At 46.2% G+C, this 22187-nt stretch carries 16 protein-coding genes; 7 read left to right on the forward strand and 9 right to left on the reverse strand.

What is annotated here, in order from left to right; translation table 11 throughout:
• Positions 1-2: 2 nt before the first annotated feature.
• From ACVBDU_RS04380 to ACVBDU_RS04410, 7 genes are all read right to left on the reverse strand, one after another.
• The gene (locus ACVBDU_RS04380) at positions 3-3020 is read right to left on the reverse strand and encodes a SusC/RagA family TonB-linked outer membrane protein (protein ID WP_447178553.1); all 3018 of its coding nucleotides are present in this window, start codon (positions 3018-3020) and stop codon (positions 3-5) included.
• 254 nt (positions 3021-3274) lie between these two features.
• A complete protein-coding gene (locus ACVBDU_RS04385) occupies positions 3275-4891 on the reverse strand; it encodes a sodium:solute symporter (protein ID WP_447178554.1) in 1617 nt (538 codons plus the stop codon).
• A 71-nt stretch (positions 4892-4962) separates the two neighbouring features.
• Positions 4963-6132, reverse strand: coding sequence for an aldose epimerase family protein (locus ACVBDU_RS04390; protein WP_447178555.1), 1170 nt, complete (start codon positions 6130-6132; stop codon positions 4963-4965).
• Between the two features lie 68 nt (positions 6133-6200).
• Entirely contained in the window at positions 6201-7697 is a 1497-nt protein-coding gene (gene araA, locus ACVBDU_RS04395) for an L-arabinose isomerase (protein WP_447178556.1), read from the reverse strand.
• Positions 7698-7761: 64 nt separating this feature from the next.
• On the reverse strand, positions 7762-8460 hold the full coding sequence (locus ACVBDU_RS04400) for an L-ribulose-5-phosphate 4-epimerase (RefSeq protein ID WP_447178557.1): 699 nt from the start codon (positions 8458-8460) through the stop codon (positions 7762-7764).
• Positions 8453-10153 (reverse strand): ribulokinase, encoded by a 1701-nt coding sequence (locus ACVBDU_RS04405; RefSeq protein ID WP_447178558.1) that lies wholly within the window; start codon positions 10151-10153, stop codon positions 8453-8455. Before ACVBDU_RS04405 ends, ACVBDU_RS04400 begins: the two co-directional genes overlap by 8 nt.
• Positions 10154-10201: 48 nt before the next feature.
• Entirely contained in the window at positions 10202-11746 is a 1545-nt protein-coding gene (locus tag ACVBDU_RS04410) for an alpha-N-arabinofuranosidase (protein WP_447178559.1), read from the reverse strand.
• 299 nt (positions 11747-12045) lie between these two features.
• On the opposite strand from ACVBDU_RS04410, the gene ACVBDU_RS04415 reads away from it, so the two are divergent.
• From ACVBDU_RS04415 to ACVBDU_RS04435, 5 genes are all read left to right on the forward strand, one after another.
• On the forward strand, positions 12046-12735 hold the full coding sequence (locus ACVBDU_RS04415) for an NUDIX hydrolase (RefSeq protein WP_447178560.1): 690 nt from the start codon (positions 12046-12048) through the stop codon (positions 12733-12735).
• Between the two features lie 404 nt (positions 12736-13139).
• Positions 13140-14540: a type III PLP-dependent enzyme domain-containing protein gene (locus tag ACVBDU_RS04420; protein WP_447178561.1), complete on the forward strand. Its 1401-nt coding sequence runs from the start codon at positions 13140-13142 to the stop codon at positions 14538-14540.
• A gap of 272 nt (positions 14541-14812) precedes the next feature.
• Complete coding sequence (gene speB, locus ACVBDU_RS04425; RefSeq protein ID WP_447178562.1) at positions 14813-15697, forward strand: agmatinase; 885 nt, start codon at positions 14813-14815, stop codon at positions 15695-15697.
• Between the two features lie 143 nt (positions 15698-15840).
• A complete protein-coding gene (locus tag ACVBDU_RS04430) occupies positions 15841-16809 on the forward strand; it encodes a deoxyhypusine synthase family protein (RefSeq protein WP_447178563.1) in 969 nt (322 codons plus the stop codon).
• A 74-nt stretch (positions 16810-16883) separates the two neighbouring features.
• Entirely contained in the window at positions 16884-17177 is a 294-nt protein-coding gene (locus ACVBDU_RS04435; protein ID WP_447178564.1) for a hypothetical protein, read from the forward strand.
• A gap of 159 nt (positions 17178-17336) precedes the next feature.
• Here ACVBDU_RS04435 and ACVBDU_RS04440 read toward each other — a convergent pair whose 3' ends face one another.
• Together ACVBDU_RS04440 and ACVBDU_RS04445 are read right to left on the reverse strand one after the other, a co-directional pair.
• A complete protein-coding gene (locus ACVBDU_RS04440; RefSeq protein ID WP_447178565.1) occupies positions 17337-18308 on the reverse strand; it encodes a hypothetical protein in 972 nt (323 codons plus the stop codon).
• Between the two features lie 320 nt (positions 18309-18628).
• Positions 18629-19147, reverse strand: a complete 519-nt coding sequence (locus ACVBDU_RS04445) for a DinB family protein (protein WP_447178566.1) — start codon at positions 19145-19147, stop codon at positions 18629-18631.
• 221 nt (positions 19148-19368) lie between these two features.
• On the opposite strand from ACVBDU_RS04445, the gene ACVBDU_RS04450 reads away from it, so the two are divergent.
• Positions 19369-19833 carry a (2Fe-2S)-binding protein gene (locus ACVBDU_RS04450; protein ID WP_447178567.1) on the forward strand — a complete coding sequence of 155 codons (465 nt, stop codon included), beginning with the start codon at positions 19369-19371 and terminating at the stop codon, positions 19831-19833.
• A gap of 87 nt (positions 19834-19920) precedes the next feature.
• Positions 19921-22110, forward strand: a complete 2190-nt coding sequence (locus ACVBDU_RS04455) for a xanthine dehydrogenase family protein molybdopterin-binding subunit (RefSeq protein WP_447178568.1) — start codon at positions 19921-19923, stop codon at positions 22108-22110.
• Positions 22111-22187: the final 77 nt, after the last annotated feature.

A 22187-nucleotide genomic window follows, 5' to 3' on the forward strand; every position in this document is an offset into this window, starting at 1 on the left:
CATTATTTGAAGGTTACATTGAGGCCAAGGGTCAGGGACCTGATGGTGGGGTACTTATCGCGAAAATCATTCCCGGCTGCAAAAAAATTGTCATTTGCCAGTTCCGGGTCCATTCCTTTATACCCCGTAATAGTCAAAAAGTTTTGTGCCGAGCAATACAGGCGCAGACCGGAAATATATTTTTCCATTTTTTTCACGTCAAAGTTGTACCCGAGGGTTACGTTGTCGAATTTCAGAAAATCCCCTTTTTCCAGGTAATGGCTCACAAAAGCCTGGGCCTGTGCACTGGAAAGCGGCGTTATTCCGTAAACAGGATCTGCGGCCGATCTCAGGCGGTTATATTGAATGGAATTGTTCTCGTAATACATACGCTGTTCGTTGAGTATTTTAAAGCCGAACTGTCCGCTCACCTGCATACTCAGATCAAATTTCTTATACCGAAATGTATTGTTCCAGCCCATATAAACTTTCGGAAATCCGTTTCCGAGATACTGGCGGTAATTATTGTTATTGAGACTGGTGGAATAAGTCATGGCTTCACCGGTTTGCGGATCCTCTACAAGCCATAGCCCATCTTCCGTAACTCCTACGGACTTCAATCCCCAGAAATCTCCTATGGCACGTCCTACTTCCACACGGTGGGTAGGGACAGAAATGGGATCTCCGGCAAATGCTTCATCCCGGTAATCTTCGGTCTGGTACAAATCGTTGGATAAGCTCAGTAGTTCACTTCTGTTATGGGAAACGGTTACCGTAGAATTCCACTGAAAGCTATCGTTCTTCACCGGAACAGCATCAATCATCAATTCCCATCCCCGGTTGCGGATAGACCCTACATTGGCAAGTGTCGTATTGGCCAGGTTCGGAGGAACGGGAACATTGTATTCGTAGATCAGGTCCGTAGTTTTTTTACTATATACATCCAGAGAGCCCCCTAACCGGCCTTCGAACAGGGAAAAGTCAACCCCTACGTTGATCTCTCCCGTTTTTTCCCATTTGAGGTCCGGGTTCGGATTTTGTGCTACCCGAATGCTGGGTATCCACACGCCATCCTTATTCAGGTAATTACCGTAACTATTATTAAATTCGTAAGTGGTAAGGGAACTATAGTTGTCATCGGGCCTTTGTCCTGTAACCCCGTAGCCTGCCCTTAACTTCAGGTTATTGATCCAGGTCGCCGATTCCAGAAAGCTTTCGTTACTGATGGTCCATCCTGCAGAAACAGCCGGAAAAATTCCCCATTTGTGATTGTCCCCGAATTTGGAAGAACCTTCCCGCCTTATACTGGCCAGGATATTGTATTTGTTATCAAACCCGTAGCTCACGCGGCCGAAGAAGCCTATGAGCGTGTTATCTTCCTTAAAACTGCTCATACCCGCTCTTCCGTCTTTCAGCAAATCTCCGGTGCTGATATTATTGTATTCATAGGCATCTGTCGGGAAATCGGAATTACTGACGCTAAAATCGCTCTCACGCTGATAGGTATAACTATATCCCCCAAGAACGGAAAAACGATGTTTGTCAAAGTTAAACTTATAATTGGATGTCAGTTCCAGCGTTTTTTGCTTAGTCTCTTCATGCCCGATATAGGCCGATCCCTGAAGCCCTGTAACCCTGGATGAATAATACCTTGATGTAGAATACGTCGCAATTTTACGACTGTAAAGATTGTTGGACAACATCAGGTTGGTCTCCCAGTTTTCTATGGGTTTAAAAGTAATGTTACCGATCATGTTGGTCTTCTCCCTTTCGTCCTCACCCAGAAGTTCATTGAGCATGGATACCGGGTTATAATACTGGTAGCGGTCCAGTTCTTCATCCCATCCGCCGGTCTCATCATGGACAGGCGCCGTGGGATTGCGTATAACTGCCTGCCGGTAGATATTATTGATATCGGTATTACTGGCATTGTTAGGAGTCAAAGTACGATAGTCCTTCAGAAGGTTAATATTCACTTTCACCATATTATTCAAAAAATACTGTGAAAGGTTCATTTGTACCCTGATCTGGTCATTAGTTGTTTTCCTGATGGTCCCTTCCTCATAACGGTAGGATACATTACCGGAATATGTGGTTGTTTTTGTACCTCCGTCAATATTCAGGGAGTGGTTGTGCATAAAACCCGTACGGGTTACGGCATCTACCCAGTCCGTATTGTGTCCCCGGTCATTAAAGGAGGTCTTTCCCTCCCTTATATCGGAAGCAGTCATAAAATCGGCATTTTTATAAAAATCGGATATGGAGGTATAACCTATATAGTTAATGGTCGTAGGCCTTTCGCGTAAACCGGCCTTTGTGGTTATGTAAATCACCCCGTTTGCCCCCCTGGTCCCGTAAATGGCAGCAGCGGACGCATCTTTCAACACGTCAATGGACTCTATATTTTCGGGGGCCACCGTATTAATCTCTCCCGGTACACCGTCTATCAGGACCAATGGGTTGACATTACCCGTAAGCGTGGTAACCCCACGGAGCATGATGGTGGAAGTGGCATTGGGATCTCCGGAACTTTTAGTGATGACAAGCCCGGCAATTTTCCCTTTGACCAGTTCCGAGGCGTCCTGTATTTTACCTACCAGGAAGTCTTCCGATTTTACGCTGGTAACGGCACTGGTTATATCTTTTTTCTCCTGGGTCCCGTAACCGATAACCACGACCTCGGACAGACTGGTTATGTCCTCTTCCATGGCTACCTGTAAAGAAGTCTGGTTACCTACGGCTATTTCCCGGGTTTTGTACCCCATATAGGAAAATACCAGAACGGAATTACCACCGCTAAGCGCAATTTGAAAATTTCCGTCAAAATCAGAGATAACCCCTGTAGATGTGCCTTTTTCCGCAATAGACACCCCAGGTAAAGGGGCCCCGTTCTCATCAGTTACTTTGCCCGTAAGTACTTGTTGTGCAAAAGATGACAAAGAACAGCAGAGACAGAGTAGCAGAAACAGTTTCAGGTTCCCTACTCCGTAATTTGTCCTTGTCTTCCAAAATGAAAAATTGGATGGATAGTTAGTTCTCATAATATTTGAATCGTTAGTTTTGTAAAGTGTATCAAATACACGTTATAAAATTATGAACTCACTATCCATATTGCTAAATAAGATATTAGCCGATTATAGTACTATATTATCATTTTTTCTGCCTCAATACTAAAATACCGATCAACATTTAAGAAAAATCCTTAATTAGTAGATTAAACAACGATATTTTGTTAAAAAAAATAGCCTTGCAGGAGGTTTTCCCGCAAGACTATTACCAGTGTATAATAAATATACTACTTACCGTTAAAAGAAATCATAACCCAGATAACAATGGCAAGTATTACTACAGAAGCTGCTATGTCTATCCAGCCATAGCTCTTATCTTTGCTTTTATCATCTTTCGATAAGGTAGAAAAAGTAAGTCCCGCGAGTTGTTTTTCGTCCTGTGCCGGAGTAAGTAAACTTACGGTTACCAACAATACGATACAGAAAAGGAAGAACCACGCACCGAACGTAAGGAAGTTCACGGTAGCCAGTGTATGAAGTAAACTTCCTTCCGCAAAGTTACTGCTCATCAATTCTATAGCAATCCTTCCCATACCCACGATAAAACCGGTCACCAGGGTGGTATATGCTCCTACAGCATTGATACGCTTACTGAAAATACCCAGGAGGAAAACGGCTGTGATCGGGGGAGCTATATACGATTGTACGGATTGCAGATATTCGTATAGCACACCGGATATGTTGGCCATAATAGGTATCCATATGATTCCGAGGAACACCACGATCAGGGTGGCTATACGTCCTATTTGCACCAGCTTTATCTCCGGGGTATCCGGTCTCAGTTTTTTGTAAATATCTACCGTAAACAGCGTGGAGCAGGAATTAAACACGGAAGCGAGCGAGCTCATCAGTGCCGCAAGCAATCCGGCTGCTACCAATCCGCGAAGTCCGGAGGGCAAAAGGTTACTCATCAATACCGGAAATGCTTCGTCCGGAGTTTCCCATTGCAACAGTCCTTTTTGTTTCAGCGCCAGGGCGATAACCCCGGGAACCAGGAACAGGAATACCGGAAGTAATTTAAGGAATGCTCCCCAGATGGCGCCTCTCCTACCTTCTTTCAGGTTTTTGGCAGTAAGGGTACGTTGTACGATATACTGATCCGTACACCAATACCATATACCTATAATGGTACTGGTAATAAACAGGCTTGGCCACGGAAAATCAGGATCGGAAGGTGGTCGCCACATATTAAAGTATTCCGGCCCGAGCGTTGCTTTGAGTTCTCCCCAGCCTCCAACATAATCGAGACCGATAAAGGTCAGCGCTGCGGCGCCGATAACCAGTATAATGGCTTGCAGGGTCTCCGTATAAACCACCGCACGCATACCTCCGAAAATGGTGTATACCCCGGTTAATATAACCGTAGCAATTGCACCCACCCAGAAATTGATACCGAGCAATGCCGATACCACAATTCCCCCGGCATAAATGGTTACGGAAACCTTGGTAAGTATATAGGCTACCAGGGATACAACGGAAAGGAACCAACGCGATTTTGCGCTGAACCTGCGCTCCAGGAACTCCGGCATGGTAAATACGCCGCTACGGGCATAAAACGGCAGGAATACCCAGCCCAGGATAAGCACCACCCAGGCCTGTATTTCAAAGATCAGCATCGGCATTTTGTCTCCGGCTCCGGCTCCCGCAAGCCCCACAACATGTTCGGAGCCTATGTTGGAAGCAAAAATAGATGCCCCTACGACAAACCAACCGATATTTCTCCCCGCAAGGAAATAATCTTCGGTATTTTTTGTTTTTTTCATGATCACCCAAACCGCCAGCCCGAACAGGACCAGGAAGTAAAGGGATATGCATATCCAGTCCAAATTATCTAAACTCTTCATGTATTTTATGGTTGGTTTTTAAAGAAATAGCATGACCCTAACTATGTCATATACCGCTTTTTCCATATATTTTATTTAACAGTAAATTTAAAAATAGTCGTCGTGTGGTATTCCTCTCCGGGATTCAGTACCGTAGAAGGGAAATCCGGTTGGTTCGGGGAATCCGGGTAATGCTGTGTTTCCAGGCAAAGTCCGGAACGGTGAACGTAATTTTTGTTTTCCTTTCCTGTCAGGGAACCGTCCAGGAAGTTACCGGAATAAAATTGTATTGCAGGTTCTGTAGTAAATACTTCCATCCTCCGCCCGTTTTCCGGATCGTACAATGTTGCAGCCTGTCTCATCTCACCGTTTTCTCCGTTAAGTACCCAGCAATGATCATATCCTTTGCCATATTCCAGTTGGGTGTCTTTCTGCCCTATATCCTGCCCGACAGTCTTGGATTCCCTGAAATCGAAAGGAGTTCCTTCTACTTTCTTCAATTCGCCGGTAGGTATCAGGGTTTTGTTAACCGGCAGAAAAGCATCGGCATTCAATACCAGTTCATGATCCAGGATGGTTTCACTTTCCGGAGACAGGTTAAAGTAAGAATGCTGAGTCAGGTTTAATACCGTCTTTTTATCGGTAGTCGCGCTGTACTCTACTTTCAGTTCATCCTCATTGGTAAGGGTGTACACTACGGTCACGTTCAGGTTACCAGGATATCCCTCTTCCATATCCTTGCTTTGGTATTGCAATTTCAGTGCGGCCCCGTTCTTTGCTGTCTCTTCGGAAGCGGTCCAGAGGACTTTATCAAATCCCTTGTTACCACCGTGCAGGTGATTCGGACCGTCGTTTTTGGCCAGGGTGTATTCCTTTCCGTCCAGGGTAAATTTACCATTGGCGATACGGTTTCCATACCTCCCTATCAGGGCTCCGAAATAAGGTACTTCCTGCAGGTAACCTTCCAGTGTATCGAACCCGAGTACAATATCCGCCTGTTTTCCGTCCCTGTCCGGAGTGGTCAGCGAGGTGATGATTCCGCCATAGGTAATGACTTTCATTTGCAGCCCGTTGGCATTGGTAAGTGTAAAGCGTTCCACCTCTCCGCCATCGGGCAACGTACCGAACTTTTCACTGGTAACGGATGCAGAAGGTTGTTCCTTTTCGACTACCTTGTTTTCCTGTGGTTCGGCCTGTTTTTTCTGTTTGGTATTGCACGCCACTAAGGCAAAGAATACCACAGCTAAATAATGGGTTTTCATAAAATAGATTTTTACGAACAGAGACCGGTAAGCGCTGCTATGACTCCTTACCGGTCTCCGTTCTTTAGTTACATATTGTTTTGAAACAAGTGGTAATATACTTCATTCCACCGTAACTTTTCCTTAAAATCCCGGACAATAGTGTTCTTGTCTATGGGCAATAGCTCCACTCCCGCCATCTCGGCAAAGTCTTCCATAAATTCGGTAGTAGCAGCCTTGCTGTACACCGTATGGTGCGATCCCCCGGCCAGTATCCATGCGGATGCCGCGGTTTCCAGGTCGGGTTCGGGTTTCCACAATGCCCGGGCTACGGGAAGTTTGGGCAGGTCGTGTTCCGGTTCTACGGTCTGTACTTCGTTCACAACCAGGCGAAACCTGTTGCCCATATCCATCAGAGCCACATTTATTGCCGGGCCGGCTCCGACGTTAAATACCAGTCTTGCCGGATCTTCTTTCCCTCCGATGGACAGCGGATGTACTTCCAGTTTCGGCTTTTCGGATGCTATGGACGGACATATCTCCAGCATATGCGATCCGAGTACGCGGGAACCTTCCTCGCGGAAATCATAAGTGTAATCTTCCATAAAGGAAGTTCCGCCTTCCAGTCCCTGGGTCATTACTTTCATGGTATGGAGTAAAGCCGCGGTTTTCCAGTCGCCTTCTCCCCCGTATCCGTAGCCATCGGCCATAAGCCTTTGCGTGGCGATACCGGGAAGTTGCTTAAAACCGTGAAGATCTTCGAAGGTATTGGTATATCCTCCAAAACCGCCCTCTTCCAGGAAAGCCCTTAACCCGAGTTCTATACGGGCAGAGTCTTTAACGGAAGCCTGGTTAAATGCGGGGTGATCGGTACGGTATTGTTCTTTATAAACCGCCAGGAGGTCTTCCACCTGCTTGTCGGTAACGGCATTCAGGTATTCTACCACGTCTCCTATGCCATAGCCATTTACGGAAAAACCGAAGCGCATCTGGGCTTCCACTTTATCTCCTTCTGTAACGGCAACATGGCGCATATTATCTCCTATCCTGGCTATTTTGGCACTTTGGAATACATGCCATCCCACGGCAACACGGGTCCATACACCGAGTTTTTTCTGCACCTTTTCCTCTTTCCAGTGTCCTGTGATTACCTTACGGTTTTTACGTAACCTGCTAACCATAAACCCGAATTCCCTTCCACCGTGCGCGGACTGATTTTCATTCATAAAATCCATATCTATAGCATCCCAGGGGATTCCCGCGTTATACTGGGTATGCAGGTGGCACATGGGTTTACTTAATAGCTGAAGTCCTTTAATCCACATTTTTGCGGGCGAAAAAGTGTGCATCCACACAACTACGCCTACACACCGGTCGGTCACGTTGGCTTCACGGCAAACTGCCGCTATCTGCTCCGGTGTGGTGACGGTAGGTTTGAATACCACATCTACGGGTATTTCACTGCTGTTGTTCAAGTACCCGGCTATTTCCTCCGAGTGCCTTGCAACGTTTTGTAGTGTTTCTTCCCCGTACAAGTGCTGGCTCCCGGTGACGAACCACACTTCGTGATCGTTCAGATTTGTCATATTTTTCTATTCGTTATCCTGATTATTATTTTATTTTTTTTGATCTTTTTATTGAACGACGAGTTCATTGTCCGTAATAGGCATCCTTACCGTGTTTACGGTTGTAGTGTTTTTGTATGAGGGTATCTTTTAACCTGGGTGCGGACGGATTGATCTGCAAGGTCAGATAGGCCATTTTGGCCAGTTCTTCCAATACTTTACTGTTGTACACTGCCTTATCCGCATTTTTTCCCCAGGCAAACGGGCCGTGATTTCCCAGTAATACCATCTCTACTTCCGTGTGGGAAAGTCCTTTTTCTTCAAAACAATCCACAATCTGTTTACCGGTCATGTGTTCGTAGTTGCCTTGAATATATTCGTCTTTCATAGGCGGGGCGCAAGGTATATCGGTAGTCAGGTGATCCGCATGGGTCGTCCCGAAGATAGGAATATCCATCTGTGCCTGTGCCCAGGCCACGGAATAGGTGGCATGGGTGTGTACTATACTGCCTATGTCTTCCCATATCTTATATAAATAGGCGTGGGTTTTGGTATCGGATGAGGGACGCATTTTTCCTTCTATGATATTATTGTCAAAATCCACAATGACCATGTCTTCCGGAGAAAGGTCGGCATAGGGTACGCCGCTGGGCTTTATGGCAAAAACCTTTTTATCCCGGTCCACACAGCTTACGTTACCGAAGGTATACACCACCAGTCCCAGTTCGGGCAACTGCATATTGGCCCGGTAACACACTTCTTTTATTTCCTTGTATTCAGACATCGGATGTTGCTTTTACATTGTTCTTTTTATGTGTGCTCTCTTCTATGAATCCGGCCAGGGCTTCGTAACGGGAATACTTCTCTTTATAAGCTTCCACCATTTCCGCGCCGGGCTCATATGTTTTTTCCATAGGGCTTCCCATCGCTTTTACCGCTTCTTCCACGGTGGAATAAACTCCGGCGGCAACTGCGGCATAAATAGCGGCCCCAAGCGCCGGCGCCTGATCTGAAACGGCAATACGTATGGGCCTGTTCAGCACATCGGCAAGGGTTTGCATCACAAAAGGCGCCTTTTTTGCCACACCGCCGATACCTACAACCGATTTTATCTCTACCCCTTCATCTTCGAAGCGATCCACGATCTTCTTCGCACCGAAACAGATAGCCTCTACAAGGGCACGGAAAATATGCGGCGCTTTGGTTCCCAGATTCAGTCCGGTTATCGCGCTTTTCAGGGCCTGATCGGCAAAAGGTGTGCGACGGCCGTTTATCCAGTCCAGGGCCAGCGGAACGCTTTCTTCCGCCGGTATTTTTTCGGCCTGTGCGGATAAGGTTGGAATGATCTTACTTTTTATTTCTTCCAGAAGTTGCTTCCTGGTTTCTTCCGAAATCAGTTGGGTTTCCGGTAACAGGTGATCCAGGGGCCAGGACACGATTTCCTTAAACCAGGCAAGCAGGTCCCCGAAAGCAGACTGTCCGGCTTCCAGGCCGATCCATCCGGGTACTACCGAACCGTCAACCTGTCCGCAAATTCCCTTTACGGCATTGTTCCCGATAACCTCTTTCGGGGCTACCATAATATCGCAGGTAGACGTTCCCATTACCCGAACGAGGGAAAAAGCCTCCGCGCCTGCTCCAACAGCGCCTGCATGGGCATCAAAAGTCCCGACGGCAACTACGGTGTTTTCCGTAAGTCCCAGTTTTTCACTCCATTCTTTACTCAGCTTCCCGGCCGCCATATCGGAAGTATAGGTATTGGTATAGAGGTTGTTCTTTACTTCTGCAAGATAAGGGTCCAGGCGGGAAAGGAAATCATCTTCGGGCAGACCACCCCAGCTTTCGTGCCACATGGCTTTATGACCGGCGGCACACCGGCTTCGTTTAAAGGATTCCTGGTCTTTTTCCCCCGTGAGAATAAAGGTCATCTGGTCGCAATGCTCCATCCATGACCACGCTGCTTCTTTGACGACATGGTCTTCCCTGGCAATATGCAGTATTTTGGCCCAGAACCATTCGGAAGAATATACGCCTCCTATGTATTCGGTATAATCGATCCCGCCCCAATTCCTGGCCAGGTGATTTATTTCGGCTGCTTCTTTAATGGATGTATGGTCTTTCCAGAGCACCATCATCGCGTTCGGGTTTTCTTCAAAACCGGGAGTAAGGGCAAGCGCTTTACCGGTTTTATCCACGGGGACGGGTGACGATCCGGTGGTGTCTATACATATACCCGCAACATCTTCCGGCTTTACACCGGACCTTTTCACTACGGTCCGGATCGTAAACTCCATACCTTCTATATGGTCCAGGGGATGTTGCCGGAATCGGTTTTCGGGAGCATTGCAGTACTTTCCTTCTTTCCATCGTCCGTACCAATGCACTTCGCTCTCCAGGGTCTCCCCGTTGGCGGTGTCTACCAGTACGGCCCGTACCGAATCCGTACCGAAGTCCAGCCCTATTACATATTTACTCATTATATTATCATCTTGTTTTTAACATTTTAAATATACACACATAAATAATTACTTCAATTCTAAAGCAACCACGGAAAACGGGGGAAGCTTCACTTCCAGTTCTCCTTTTTTACCGGAAAAATCCTTAAATGCCTTCGGGGCGATCTTTTCAGGATTATCAAAAGTATTATGATCCTGTAATTTAGCCGAGGTAAGTATGGTTCCGGTAGCCCCTTTCGTGTTCACGCCGTCTATATTCAGAGAGAGCGTGTGTGGTTTGGAAGGATCTATGTTAACCAGGGAAATGTGTACCACCCCGTTCTTGTCTCTGGAAGCGGATACCGAAAGCGCCGGAAGGTTTTTTCCGTTGTATGTATAGTCTGCATTGTCAAATTCAACCGGAAGCAATGTGGCATCCTGGTGCACGCTGTACATTTTCATTACGTGGTATGTAGGGGTAAGTATCATTTTCTCCTCATCGGTAAGTATCACGGCCTGGAGCACGTTTACGGTCTGTGCCAGGTTGGCCATTTTTACCCTTCTGGCGTGATTGTTAAAGGTATTAAGGGTAGTCCCGGCGATCATTACATCGCGCATGGTGTTCTGCTGATAGAGGAATCCGGGGTTTGTATCAGGTTCCACTTCATACCATCCTCCCCACTCATCCACGACCAGGGCTATTTTGTTATCCGGATCGTACTTGTCCATTATTTCACTGTGTTTGGTAACCAGTTCTTCTATCTCCAGGGCACTTTCCATAGTTTCGAAATACTGCTTTTCGGAGAAAGCAGAAGCAGATCCCTTGGCATTCCAGTCTATTACGGCGTAATGATGCAGGGCCATTCCTTCTATAAGGTTGTGCTTAATATTCTTCATCAACACTTCCGTCCATTTATAATCATCATCAGAAGCGCCGGAAGCAATACGGAATATACCGGATTCGTTAGACCATCCGCTCAGGAAAGTTGAATATTTTCTGTAAACATCCGAATAATATTCCGGGGTCATATTACCACCGCATCCCCATGCTTCATTTCCTATTCCCCAGTATTTTACATCCCAGGGTTTTTCCCTTCCGTTCTCTTTTCTCAGGTCGGCCATAGGGCTTTTACCATCGTGGGTGGTGTACTGCACCCAGTCTATGAGTTCCTGTACTGTTCCGCTACCCACATTTCCGGACAGGTATGGTTCTGTTTCCAGGAGCTCACACATATTTAAAAAGTCGTGTGTCCCAAAGCTGTTATCTTCGGTTACCCCTCCCCACCAGCGGTTCACGATTGTAGGACGATCTTCCTTCGGGCCTATACCGTCTTTCCAGTGGTAGGTATCCGCAAAGCATCCTCCGGGCCAGCGAAGGTTTGGTATATTCAGTTCTTTAAGTGCTTTGACAATATCATTTCTTACACCGGCCGTATTCGGAACCGTTTTGTTTTCCTCTCCTACATAAAAGCCATCGTAAATACAGCGTCCGAGATGTTCCGCAAAATGACCATATATATGTTTACTTATGGTATACTCTCCTTTATCGGCATGAATGGTAACCTTCTGCTGGGCTTCCGAACACAGAGCGGACAGGCCGAAAGCAAGGGATAGAATAATAGTATTGGTTTTCATAGATCAAAAGTTAAAAGTGTATGTTTTACATTTGTAAAAATAACTAAAAAATCTTAAAATGCTAATTATAACCCGAAAAAAAGTATCTTCTAATTACAAACAACACAATTTACAAGAGGATTTACATCTTTATCACATCCCGAAAATCAAAATATTTCGGGGTGTTTCTGGTTTTTCCTGAAATTAAATGTATATTTATCCGTTCATAAATAATATCTTACAAAAACTGTGCATCATAAAACTGTTTCTCCCCTCTTTGTATAGTGTTCTTAATTTTATCGAATCAACAAATCTTAACAATGGATTACAACTACAATCAAGAAGACAAAGCCCTCGTGGCTGTGGACTGTATTATTTTTGGCTTTGACGAAGAGAATCTCAAGTTGCTCCTCATAAAAAGGGGGTTTGAGCCGGAAAGGGGAAAATGGTCGTTAATGGGAGGTTTTTTAAAGAAAAACGAAACTCTTGACGAAGCCGCAAATCGCGTACTCCATACGCTTACCGGTCTTAACGATGTGTATATGGAACAACTTTACGGTTTCAGTAAAGTGGACAGGGACCCTGTGGAAAGAACCATATCCGTCGCTTATTACGCCCTTATTAATATCAACGATCACAATCCGAAACTGCTGGATGAACATTCCGCGCAGTGGTTTTCCATATCCGAAGTGCCCGATTTAATCTTCGACCACAGTCAAATGCTGGATAGAGCCCTTAGACGCCTGCGTCGCAGAACATCTTCCAATCCCGTTGGCTTTGAACTACTGCCCAAAAAGTTTACCATGCGGCAACTGCAAAAGCTCTACGAAGTCATTCTCGGGGACGAACTGGACAAAAGAAATTTCCAGAAAAAGATAAAGCAGATGGATGTACTGGTGAAATTAAAGGAAAAGGATATGACATCCTCCCGAAAAGGCTCTTTCCTCTATGAATTTGACAAGGAAAAATACGAGGAAAAAGTGTCTGACGGCTTTACTTTCCGGGTCTGAAATACCCGTAACAGAGCAGCAGATGTCCGGAGGAACGGGGAAATGTTTTTAAAACCCTGTTTTTTAGTGAATTAAATAAGGTGATTTTTTTTTCAAAAAATACACGTCCTTATTTGGCAACTTATTTTTTTTGCACATTTTTGTACCCGATTAGGCTGAATAAGAATGAAACTTGTTTATGACCCCGGGTGTATGGTAATGAGGAAGTCGTTGCCATATACTGTTCCCAAATGGAGCGACCGGGTTTTTAAGCTTACTTCCGTAATTACATCTAAACTTCACTCATATTCCGGGGCATCTGCCGTAACCCATGCCCTGTTTTTACGTATTTGATCATTTTGCTTTTATATTATATATTGTTATCCACAAAACAACCCTTATTTTTATAATACAAAAGCTCAGGAATGAAAACGAAATACATAGATCTCATAGATCAAACCTATTATTTTCCACAGGAAGAATTCTCTCTCGATAACGATTCGCTAAAGTTTCACGATATTGACCTTATGGCATTGGTGAAAAAATACGGGGCTCCCCTGAAATTCACATACCTGCCGCAAATATCCAATAATATACAAAAGGCAAAAAAATGGTTTGACAAAGCCATGGAAATACATAATTACTCCGGTAAGTACCACTATTGTTACTGTACCAAAAGCTCCCATTTTGAGCACGTGCTCACCGAGGCACTGAAAAACGATATCCATATCGAAACGTCCTCCGCTTTTGATATTAATATCGTGAACAACCTCATGAAACAGGGAAAGCTCACCAAAGAGCATTATGTATTGTGCAACGGTTTCAAACGCGAACAATATGTGCAGAACATTGCCGACCTTATCAACAGCGGGCATAAAAAATGTATTCCCATTATCGATAATTACGAGGAAATAGACCTTCTCAGCGAGGACATAGACGGTAATTTCGATATCGGAATACGTATAGCATCTGAGGAAGAGCCTAAATTTGAGTTCTACACCAGCAGGCTTGGTATAGGATACAAAAACATCATACCGTTTTACAACAGGGCCATAGCCGACAATGAAAAAGTCACGCTGAAAATGCTGCACTTTTTTATCAATACCGGTATACGAGACACCGCTTACTACTGGAACGAACTCCTTAAGTGCCTTAAAGTTTACGTACAACTGCGAAAAATCTGCCCTACCGTGGATAGTCTGAACATAGGCGGAGGTTTTCCTACCAAGAATTCCCTCGCCTTCAATTACGACTACCAGTATATGATCGATGAGATCATTAACCAGATAAAGATCTCCTGCGAAGAGGCCGATGTGCCCGTACCGCATATCTTTACCGAATTTGGCAGTTTTACCGTGGGTGAAAGCGGAGGGGCCATATACGAGGTCCTCTACCAGAAACAGCAGAACGACCGGGAAAAATGGAACATGATAAACTCTTCCTTTATCACTACCCTGCCGGATACCTGGGCCATCAGCAAACGTTTTATTATGCTGGCCATAAACCGCTGGAACGATGAATACGAAAGGGTGCTCCTGGGCGGACTCACCTGCGATAGTGACGACTACTACAACAGTGAGCAGAACATGAACGCCATTTACCTGCCCAAGTACAGCAAGACAAAACCGCTGTACATAGGCTTTTTCAATACCGGGGCATACCAGGAGACCATAGGAGGTTTTGGCGGTTTGCAACACTGCCTTATCCCTACACCAAAACACATATTAATAGATAGAGACCAGGACGGCAATATCACCACCGAAGTATTTGCCGAGCAACAGAGAGCAGAAGACTTACTTAAAATTTTGGGGTATGACGAAAAATAGAAAAGAAAGCTAACCGCTGCATGAACCGGGTGCCGGGAGACAACATCTTCCTTCTGCCAACAAGCGGACATCCGGACCAGGAAAATTAACTGTATATTTCCGAAGGATAGATCACAGGGAACAAACGGATGTAAAAACAACCACATACACTGTTATCTTCCTTCGAACAACATTAATAGTAAAAAAACAGATTACCGATGCCGGAAGACTGTCGGGATTAAAAACAGAGCCCCGTTACCCGTCTGCCGTCACCCGGGAAAAACACAAATACGATGAACAAGAGAACATACGCCGGAATACCTGAAAAATACACTCGTATAGACGATGCCAGGGTAGTATTGATCCCTGTTCCTTATGATGGTACCAGCACCTGGCAAAAAGGAGCCGACAAAGGCCCCGAAGCTTTTTTGCACGCCTCCGATAATATGGAATGGTTTGATATAGAAACACGTACCGAACCCTATAAAAAAGGGATATACCTGGCCCCGCCCATTACGGAGAACGCTTCCCCGGAAAAGATGGTCGAAACCGTATACCGGACTACCAAAAGTTATATCAACCAGGATAAATTTGTTACTATTTTCGGGGGAGAACATTCGGTTTCCATCGGAACTATCCGGGCCTTTAACGAATGTTTCGAAGACCTTACCGTAGTACAGATAGATGCCCATGCCGACCTGCGACCAGAATACGAAGGTTCTGCCTGCAATCATGCCTGTGCCTTGTACGAAGCCAGCCAGAACACCAATCTTATACAGGTGGGCATACGAAGCATGGATGTTGCCGAACTGGACAACATGGACGAGAACCAGGTTTATTTTGCACACGAGATCATCAATGACAATGACTGGATGACCGATGCCGTACACCAGATGACCGGAAATGTGTTCATCACCATAGACCTCGATGCTTTTGACCCCTCCGTCCTGCCCTCAACAGGCACACCGGAACCGGGTGGACTGCTATGGTACGAAGCCCTGGAATTCCTCCGCAAAATATTTAAGAAAAAGAATGTGGTGGGATTTGATATCATGGAACTTTGTCCGGATGAAAACGAAAAATCCTCCGACTTCCTGGCAGCCAAATTATATTATAAAATGCTGGCCTACAAATTCAAATACACCGGGAAGCAGGACGATGATGAAGACGAGGATTAATTTAATTGTTTTGTAAGAATATTTTTATATTTTTATTACACCCGGCAGAGATGCTCCACAGAACATCCCTTCGGAAAAACAAAAAAACAGGTCCTCCCTCTTATCACGGGAGGGCCTCCAAAAAATTATAAAAAAGAAAAACAATGAAGGGAGCTATTTCAAACTTTATAGAAAAATATTACCTGCACTTCAACGCGGCCGCCCTCGTAGATGCTGCCAAAGCCTACGAACAGCAGCTGGAGAACGGCGCCAAGATGATGGTTACCCTGGCCGGGGCCATGAGTACTGCCGAACTGGGCAAGATCTTTGCCGAAATGATCCGCAAAGACAAAGTACAGATCATTTCCTGCACCGGGGCCAACCTCGAAGAAGACCTGATGAACCTCGTTGCACATTCTCATTACAAAAGAGTGCCCAACTATCGCGACCTCACCCCGAAAGAGGAATGGGAACTGCTCGAAAAAGGGCTCAACCGGGTTACCGATACCTGTATCCCCGAAGAAGAGGCCTTCCGCCGCCTGCAAAAACACATCTATAAAATATGGAAAGATGCCGAGGACAAGGGAGAGCGTTATTTTCCCCACGAATACATGTACAAGCTTTTGCTTTCCGGCGCTTTGGAAGAATATTACGAAATAGACCTCAAAGATTCGTGGATGTACGCTGCTGCGGAGAAAAACCTGCCGATAGTAGTCCCCGGATGGGAAGACAGCACTATGGGTAATATCTTCGCTTCCTACATCATTAAAGGCGAACTGAAAGCGTCTACCATGAAAAGCGGTATCGAGTATATGGCCTTCCTGGCGGACTGGTACGGCAAGAATTCCGGGAAAGGCGTTGGGTTCTTCCAGATTGGTGGTGGTATCGCCGGGGATTTCCCTATTTGTGTCGTACCCATGCTTTACCAGGATATGGAAATGCACGATGTCCCCTTCTGGAGCTATTTCTGCCAGATATCCGATTCCACAACCAGCTATGGTTCCTATTCCGGTGCGGTCCCCAACGAAAAGATTACCTGGGGTAAGCTGGACATAGACACGCCTAAGTTCATTATAGAATCTGATGCCACGATAGTAGCCCCGCTTATTTTTGCATATTTGTTAGATATGTAAAATGAGAAAAAAAATAACTTGCATACAATATTCATTTTGATTTATTTTTAGGCCAGTATTAACAATTCCCCCGTATGAAACGCGTAATAGTTGATTATAAGAAACTTACCAATGAAATCCTCACCCTGTTGGTAGAAAAGTACCCCGACGGTTATGGTGATGACGACATTATAAAGTTTAAGAATGCCAATAACGAGACCGTGGAAGCACTGGAAGTGCGTACCAATGATGCGGTTTACCTGGTAAAAGTAAGTACCAGGCTGGCAAATACCATGGAGAACTTTGACGAGGATGAAGACGACTTCGACTCCGGGGATGTAAACAGTTCCGTAGATATTCCGGACGATCCGGAAGAAGACGAAGAATAGAGAAACACAACAAAAACTCCTGAAATACCGTCAGGAGTTTTTTATTGCCGGACAGCATCCGTACCTTCTGTAAATTACCAAAAAACAAAGCCATGGATACACAAAAACATTCGTGTATCCATGGCTTAAATATGTAAACCGTATGCGGTAATTATCCGTTTACGGGTATAAAGACTTGCTGCCGTTGGCTACGACATTACTTCCCAACCCGGAGAAAGATACTTTAAACTTGCTGGAGCTAAAGCTGAGCGATCCCGTTGGTGTACACAGGCCCAGGGCGTACTGGCACTTACCATAGGCCCCGGAGTTTTTGGTGATCTTGCTGTAACTCTTTGCTTTTCCGAGAGAAATATAACCCCAGTCGCTTACATCCGTATTGGAAACCCTTCCGGAAGAATAATAGATAGTGATCTTATACCCCATTTCTCCCCGTTTGGAACCCCACAGCCAATTAGCCGTCCACCAGCGTTTGTACCACTTGCTATAAGTCCTGGCCTGAATATCTTCCTCTTTTCCGGAAGAAGCTTCTTCCGAAGTTTCGGTCTCCCCGTCTTTATCGATCATGACCAGTCCGCTGAGAATATTGTCCCATACAATTCCGGAATCGCGATAGAAGCATTGGGTCTTGTAGATGGCTTCTCCCCTTTTCCAGGTGATCTGCATGACGTTGTCGCCGGACTTTATTTCTTCTTTAGCAGCCTCTTCTACCCTGCTTTGCGTATCTGCCAGTCCCTTACCGGAATACAGGCTTTCCATAGGGTCTATTTGCACGGAAACAGGATCGGTAATATTGCCATAAGCTATAACATTGGCTTTGTCTTTTACCGTACGGTGAGATAATTCCACGCCTTTTTCGGTGGTAACACTTCCCAGTAGCTCAATACCCATAATTTGCAGATCGTTTGGCAAATATTTAGCCAGGTTCTGACGGGTCAGTTCCAGTTGTTCTTTTACCGCTTCCGGCAAATCCTGGGTAGACAGCGGGGTAAGTTCGCTTTTCAGGTCTTCCGTAGTCTGTTGCTCCTGTACAGCTTCATCCGGTAATTCTGTGGTGTCGTTCTGGCAGCTATACATAGTCAGCGCCAATAAGGCTATCATCAGCCTTAGCATAATTGAAGGTTTTGTTTTCATTGTAATGTAAGATTAAGGGTTAATGTTATGTTAAAACTAACAAAAAATCTTACATGAATAACAAAACCTAACAAAAAAATATGTAGTCCCGGGAGATGGGGGGAGTGAATGGGGGATTTTGTTGGGTTGAGGGAAGAAGGACACCCTTCTGCCTGCGGCATCTCCCCTGGAGGGGAGAGACTTTTTATCTTCTATATGGTGTATTTCTCCCGGGGGGGAATTTAAAGATATGGATACGTTGATAAATCTTTATTATCTATCTCTGGGTGGGCTATATTAGTATATACTCCTCCAAACTCTCCAATTCACTAACTGACCAACTATAAATACCGCTCGTTTAGTATTCTCAGGTGGTGCTTTAAGTGTCCGGAGATGATAAAGCCAAGAGCACGTACAGACAATTGGTTACCGCTTACGGTACCGGAGCGCATCAGCATTTCATTGGTAAAGGTGTGAAAAAGTGATACCGAATTCAGCCGGGTTGCTTTCATATCGACCTTCAGTTCTTCTTTGGTCCGGTTGTGGGCGTTGGAGTACGGTACGTAATCGTCCTGCTCAAATCCGGGGAGATCGGTTTTGTCGTTGCGGGCAAAGCACAGGGCCCTGTAAGCCAATATCCGTTCCGTATCTATAATGTGTTGCAGCACTTCGGCCACGGTCCATTTTCCTTCGGCATAACGGTACAACAGCCTGTCTTCGGGCAGATCGCGGATAAAATCGAGCAGCTCCGCTTCGGTACTTTTGAATGCGCCAAGCAGTTCCGTCTCATCCAGGGCGAGGATGTAGTTGCTGTAATAAGAATGGTATTCGGTTTCCTGGAGTTCCCTTGAGTGTATCATTGTATTTTTTACGAAAGGTAGCTATTTTTTTTCGTGGGGTACAAATAGAATGCGCTCTTTTTTAATCGGGTTTTGCGGTTTCCTGCACGGCTTATAAGAGGATTTAAACGGCTGTAAAACCCTGTTAAAAAAACACGTCTGTTTTACTGCTCATCAACTTTTCTTTATATTTATAGGAAAAGAGACAAACATGTAGTTCTCTTGTTATCAAAACACTACCCATGAATACAGCTACATTCCGAATATCCGTCAACCGTAAGGCCCATATTGTCGAGGCCGATCCTGCCACACCGCTACTGTACGTGTTGCGGGACATCCTGGAACTCAACGGTCCCAGGTTTGGTTGCGGACTGGCGCAGTGCGGGGCGTGTATGGTGCTGATGGACGGCAATGCCGTGCCCAGTTGCAGCATACCGGTGCAGGCGGTTACGGAAGCGGAGATCACCACGCTGGAAGGCCTTGACCCGGATACGAATTCCCTTCACCCCGTTCAGAAAGCTTTTGCTGAGGAACAGGCAGCACAATGCGGTTATTGCCTGAATGGCGCTATCATAGCTGCAGTGGCCTTGTTGCGGAACAATCCGAAGCCGAATGACGAGGAAATACGGAGCGGTATGCAAAGAGTACTTTGCCGCTGCGGTGTGCAGGCCAGGATGATACGGGCTATCAAAAAAACGGAATTATAAAGAGGACGGACCTCCGTTCCGTTACGCTGCTCCATACTTCCGGACTCCGAAACTACAAAATCCGTGAACTAAAAAAACACTACTATTATGACCGTACAGACCCGAAGAAACTTTATCAAAACCACCGGTTGCCTGACCATTGGTTTTACCCTGGGGGCGGTTTCCGCATTTCCGGATGTACTTTCCCCGGTACAGGAACTTCCCCGCGGACTTCGCCGCCATGCTTCGGTAAATGCCTGGCTTGAGATACTACCGGACGGTAGCCTGCGGGTATTCACCGGAAAAATAGAAATAGGCCAGGGTATTCGTACGGCAGTGGCACAGGTAGCTGCGGAAGAGTTGTACATGGAGATGGATAAGGTACAGGTGGTTATTGCAGATACGGACCGTACTCCTAACGAGGGCTATACTTCCGGCAGTGGTTCTATAGAAGGCAGCGCCATGTCCGTCCGTTATGCGGCAGCTTATGCCAGGCAAAAGATACTGGAACTCGCCGCTCCTCGCCTGAACGCCTCCATAGCCGATCTTTGGATCTCCGATGGCCGCATAGGGACGGATAAAAACAGTACGGGTATATCTTTCAGCGAGGTACTGGACGGGCGGCAGATTGAAGACGTGGTACGGCTGCCCGTACAGCTAAAACCCCGTAAGGAACGTCGTGTTATAGGCAAGCCCGTAGCCCGTAAGGATATTTACTTTATGGCCACGGCGCAGCCTGTATTTGTACATAATATGCGCTTTCCGGCCATGGTACATGCCCGTGTGGTGCGTCCGCCGTCGTATAAGGCAAAACTCAAATCGATAGATGAGGAGGCGACGGGGAAAGAATTTCCGAAGTTGTTGAAAATCGTAAGGGACGGCAGTTTCCTTGCTGTTCTTTCCCGGGATGAATACACGGTAATCAAGGCCCAGGAATATTTGCAGCAAAATGCCAGGTGGACAATATCTGAACCCCTGCCGGAAATAGCGGATAAAAAATTACCGGAATACCTGAAATCTCTCCCTACCGAAGATGAAACCGTGGTGAACAAGGGAAATTTTGCCGGGGATACTGCGGAAAAGGAATGGATATCGGCTTCTTACTTTAAACCGTATATTATGCACGGCGCCATAGGGCCATCCTGTGCCCTGGGGCTTTATAAAGAAGATCAATTATTCATATGGACACACAGCCAGGGCGTATTCCCGCTACGGGAAACGCTTAGCGGCCTGATGAATATGCCGCAGGAAAACATTCATGTACAGGGTGTGCCGGGAGCAGGGTGTTACGGCCATAACGGGGCGGACGATGTGGCCGCGGATGTGGCGCTTCTCGCCCGCGCGTATCCCGGCAAACACATCCGGCTGCAATGGTCCCGGCAGGAAGAACACGCCTGGGAACCTTATGGCAGCGCCATGATACTGGAAAACAAGGCCCTGCTGAGTACGGAGGGACGTATTACTCACTGGGAATACGACCTGTGGTCTGATACGCACAGTACCCGGCCCGGAGGTAACCCCGGAAGACTATTGCCAGCATGGTACCTTAAAAAAAACTTGACGGACAACTCCCCGGGTTTTGTCGGCGGCGGGTACCGGAATGCGGAACCGTATTACCAGATCCCCAACCAGAAGATACATGCGCATTTTTTTAAGGGACCGCTTCGTGTATCGGCTTTACGGGCATTAGGCGCCTATGCCAACTTGTTCGCCATAGAGTGTTTTATGGATGAACTTGCCGGCCATGCCGGGAAAGACCCGTATGAATTCCGCCTGATGCACCTGGACGATCCCCGTGCCCGCGATGTCTTGCAAAAACTCCGGGAACGGACTTCGGCAGAAACCCACCCGGAAGGTACGGGCATGGGTATTGCTTTTTCCCGCTATAAGAATACTGCCGCTTATTGCGCGGTGGCTGCCAGGGTTGCCGTGGATAAAGATAACCGGGTAGTCCTGCAAAAAATGTGGAGCGTTATCGATGCGGGAGAAACCATTAACCCGGACGGACTGAAAAACCAGACGGAAGGCGGTATGATACAATCGGCAAGCTGGACCCTGAAAGAGGAAGTGACCTTTAATACGGAACAGATCACCAGCAGGGACTGGAACTCCTACCCTATTTTTCGCTTTAATGAAGTCCCGGAGGTTGACGTTACCATTATAGACCGTCCGGATGCACCGCCACTGGGCGCCGGGGAAGCTGCACAGGGCCCTGCCGCCGCAGCTATGGTCAACGCCGTTTATCACGCCTGCGGAAAGCGGGTAAGGCGATTGCCGATTGCTAAATATATTATCTAAGCTGGCAGGATGCTTAAAACACCAAAATCATCCATATCCACCCATTATATAAAACCAAGAAAAGCTTCCCGGAAACA

The sequence above is a fragment of the Sinomicrobium endophyticum genome, from assembly GCF_052983315.1.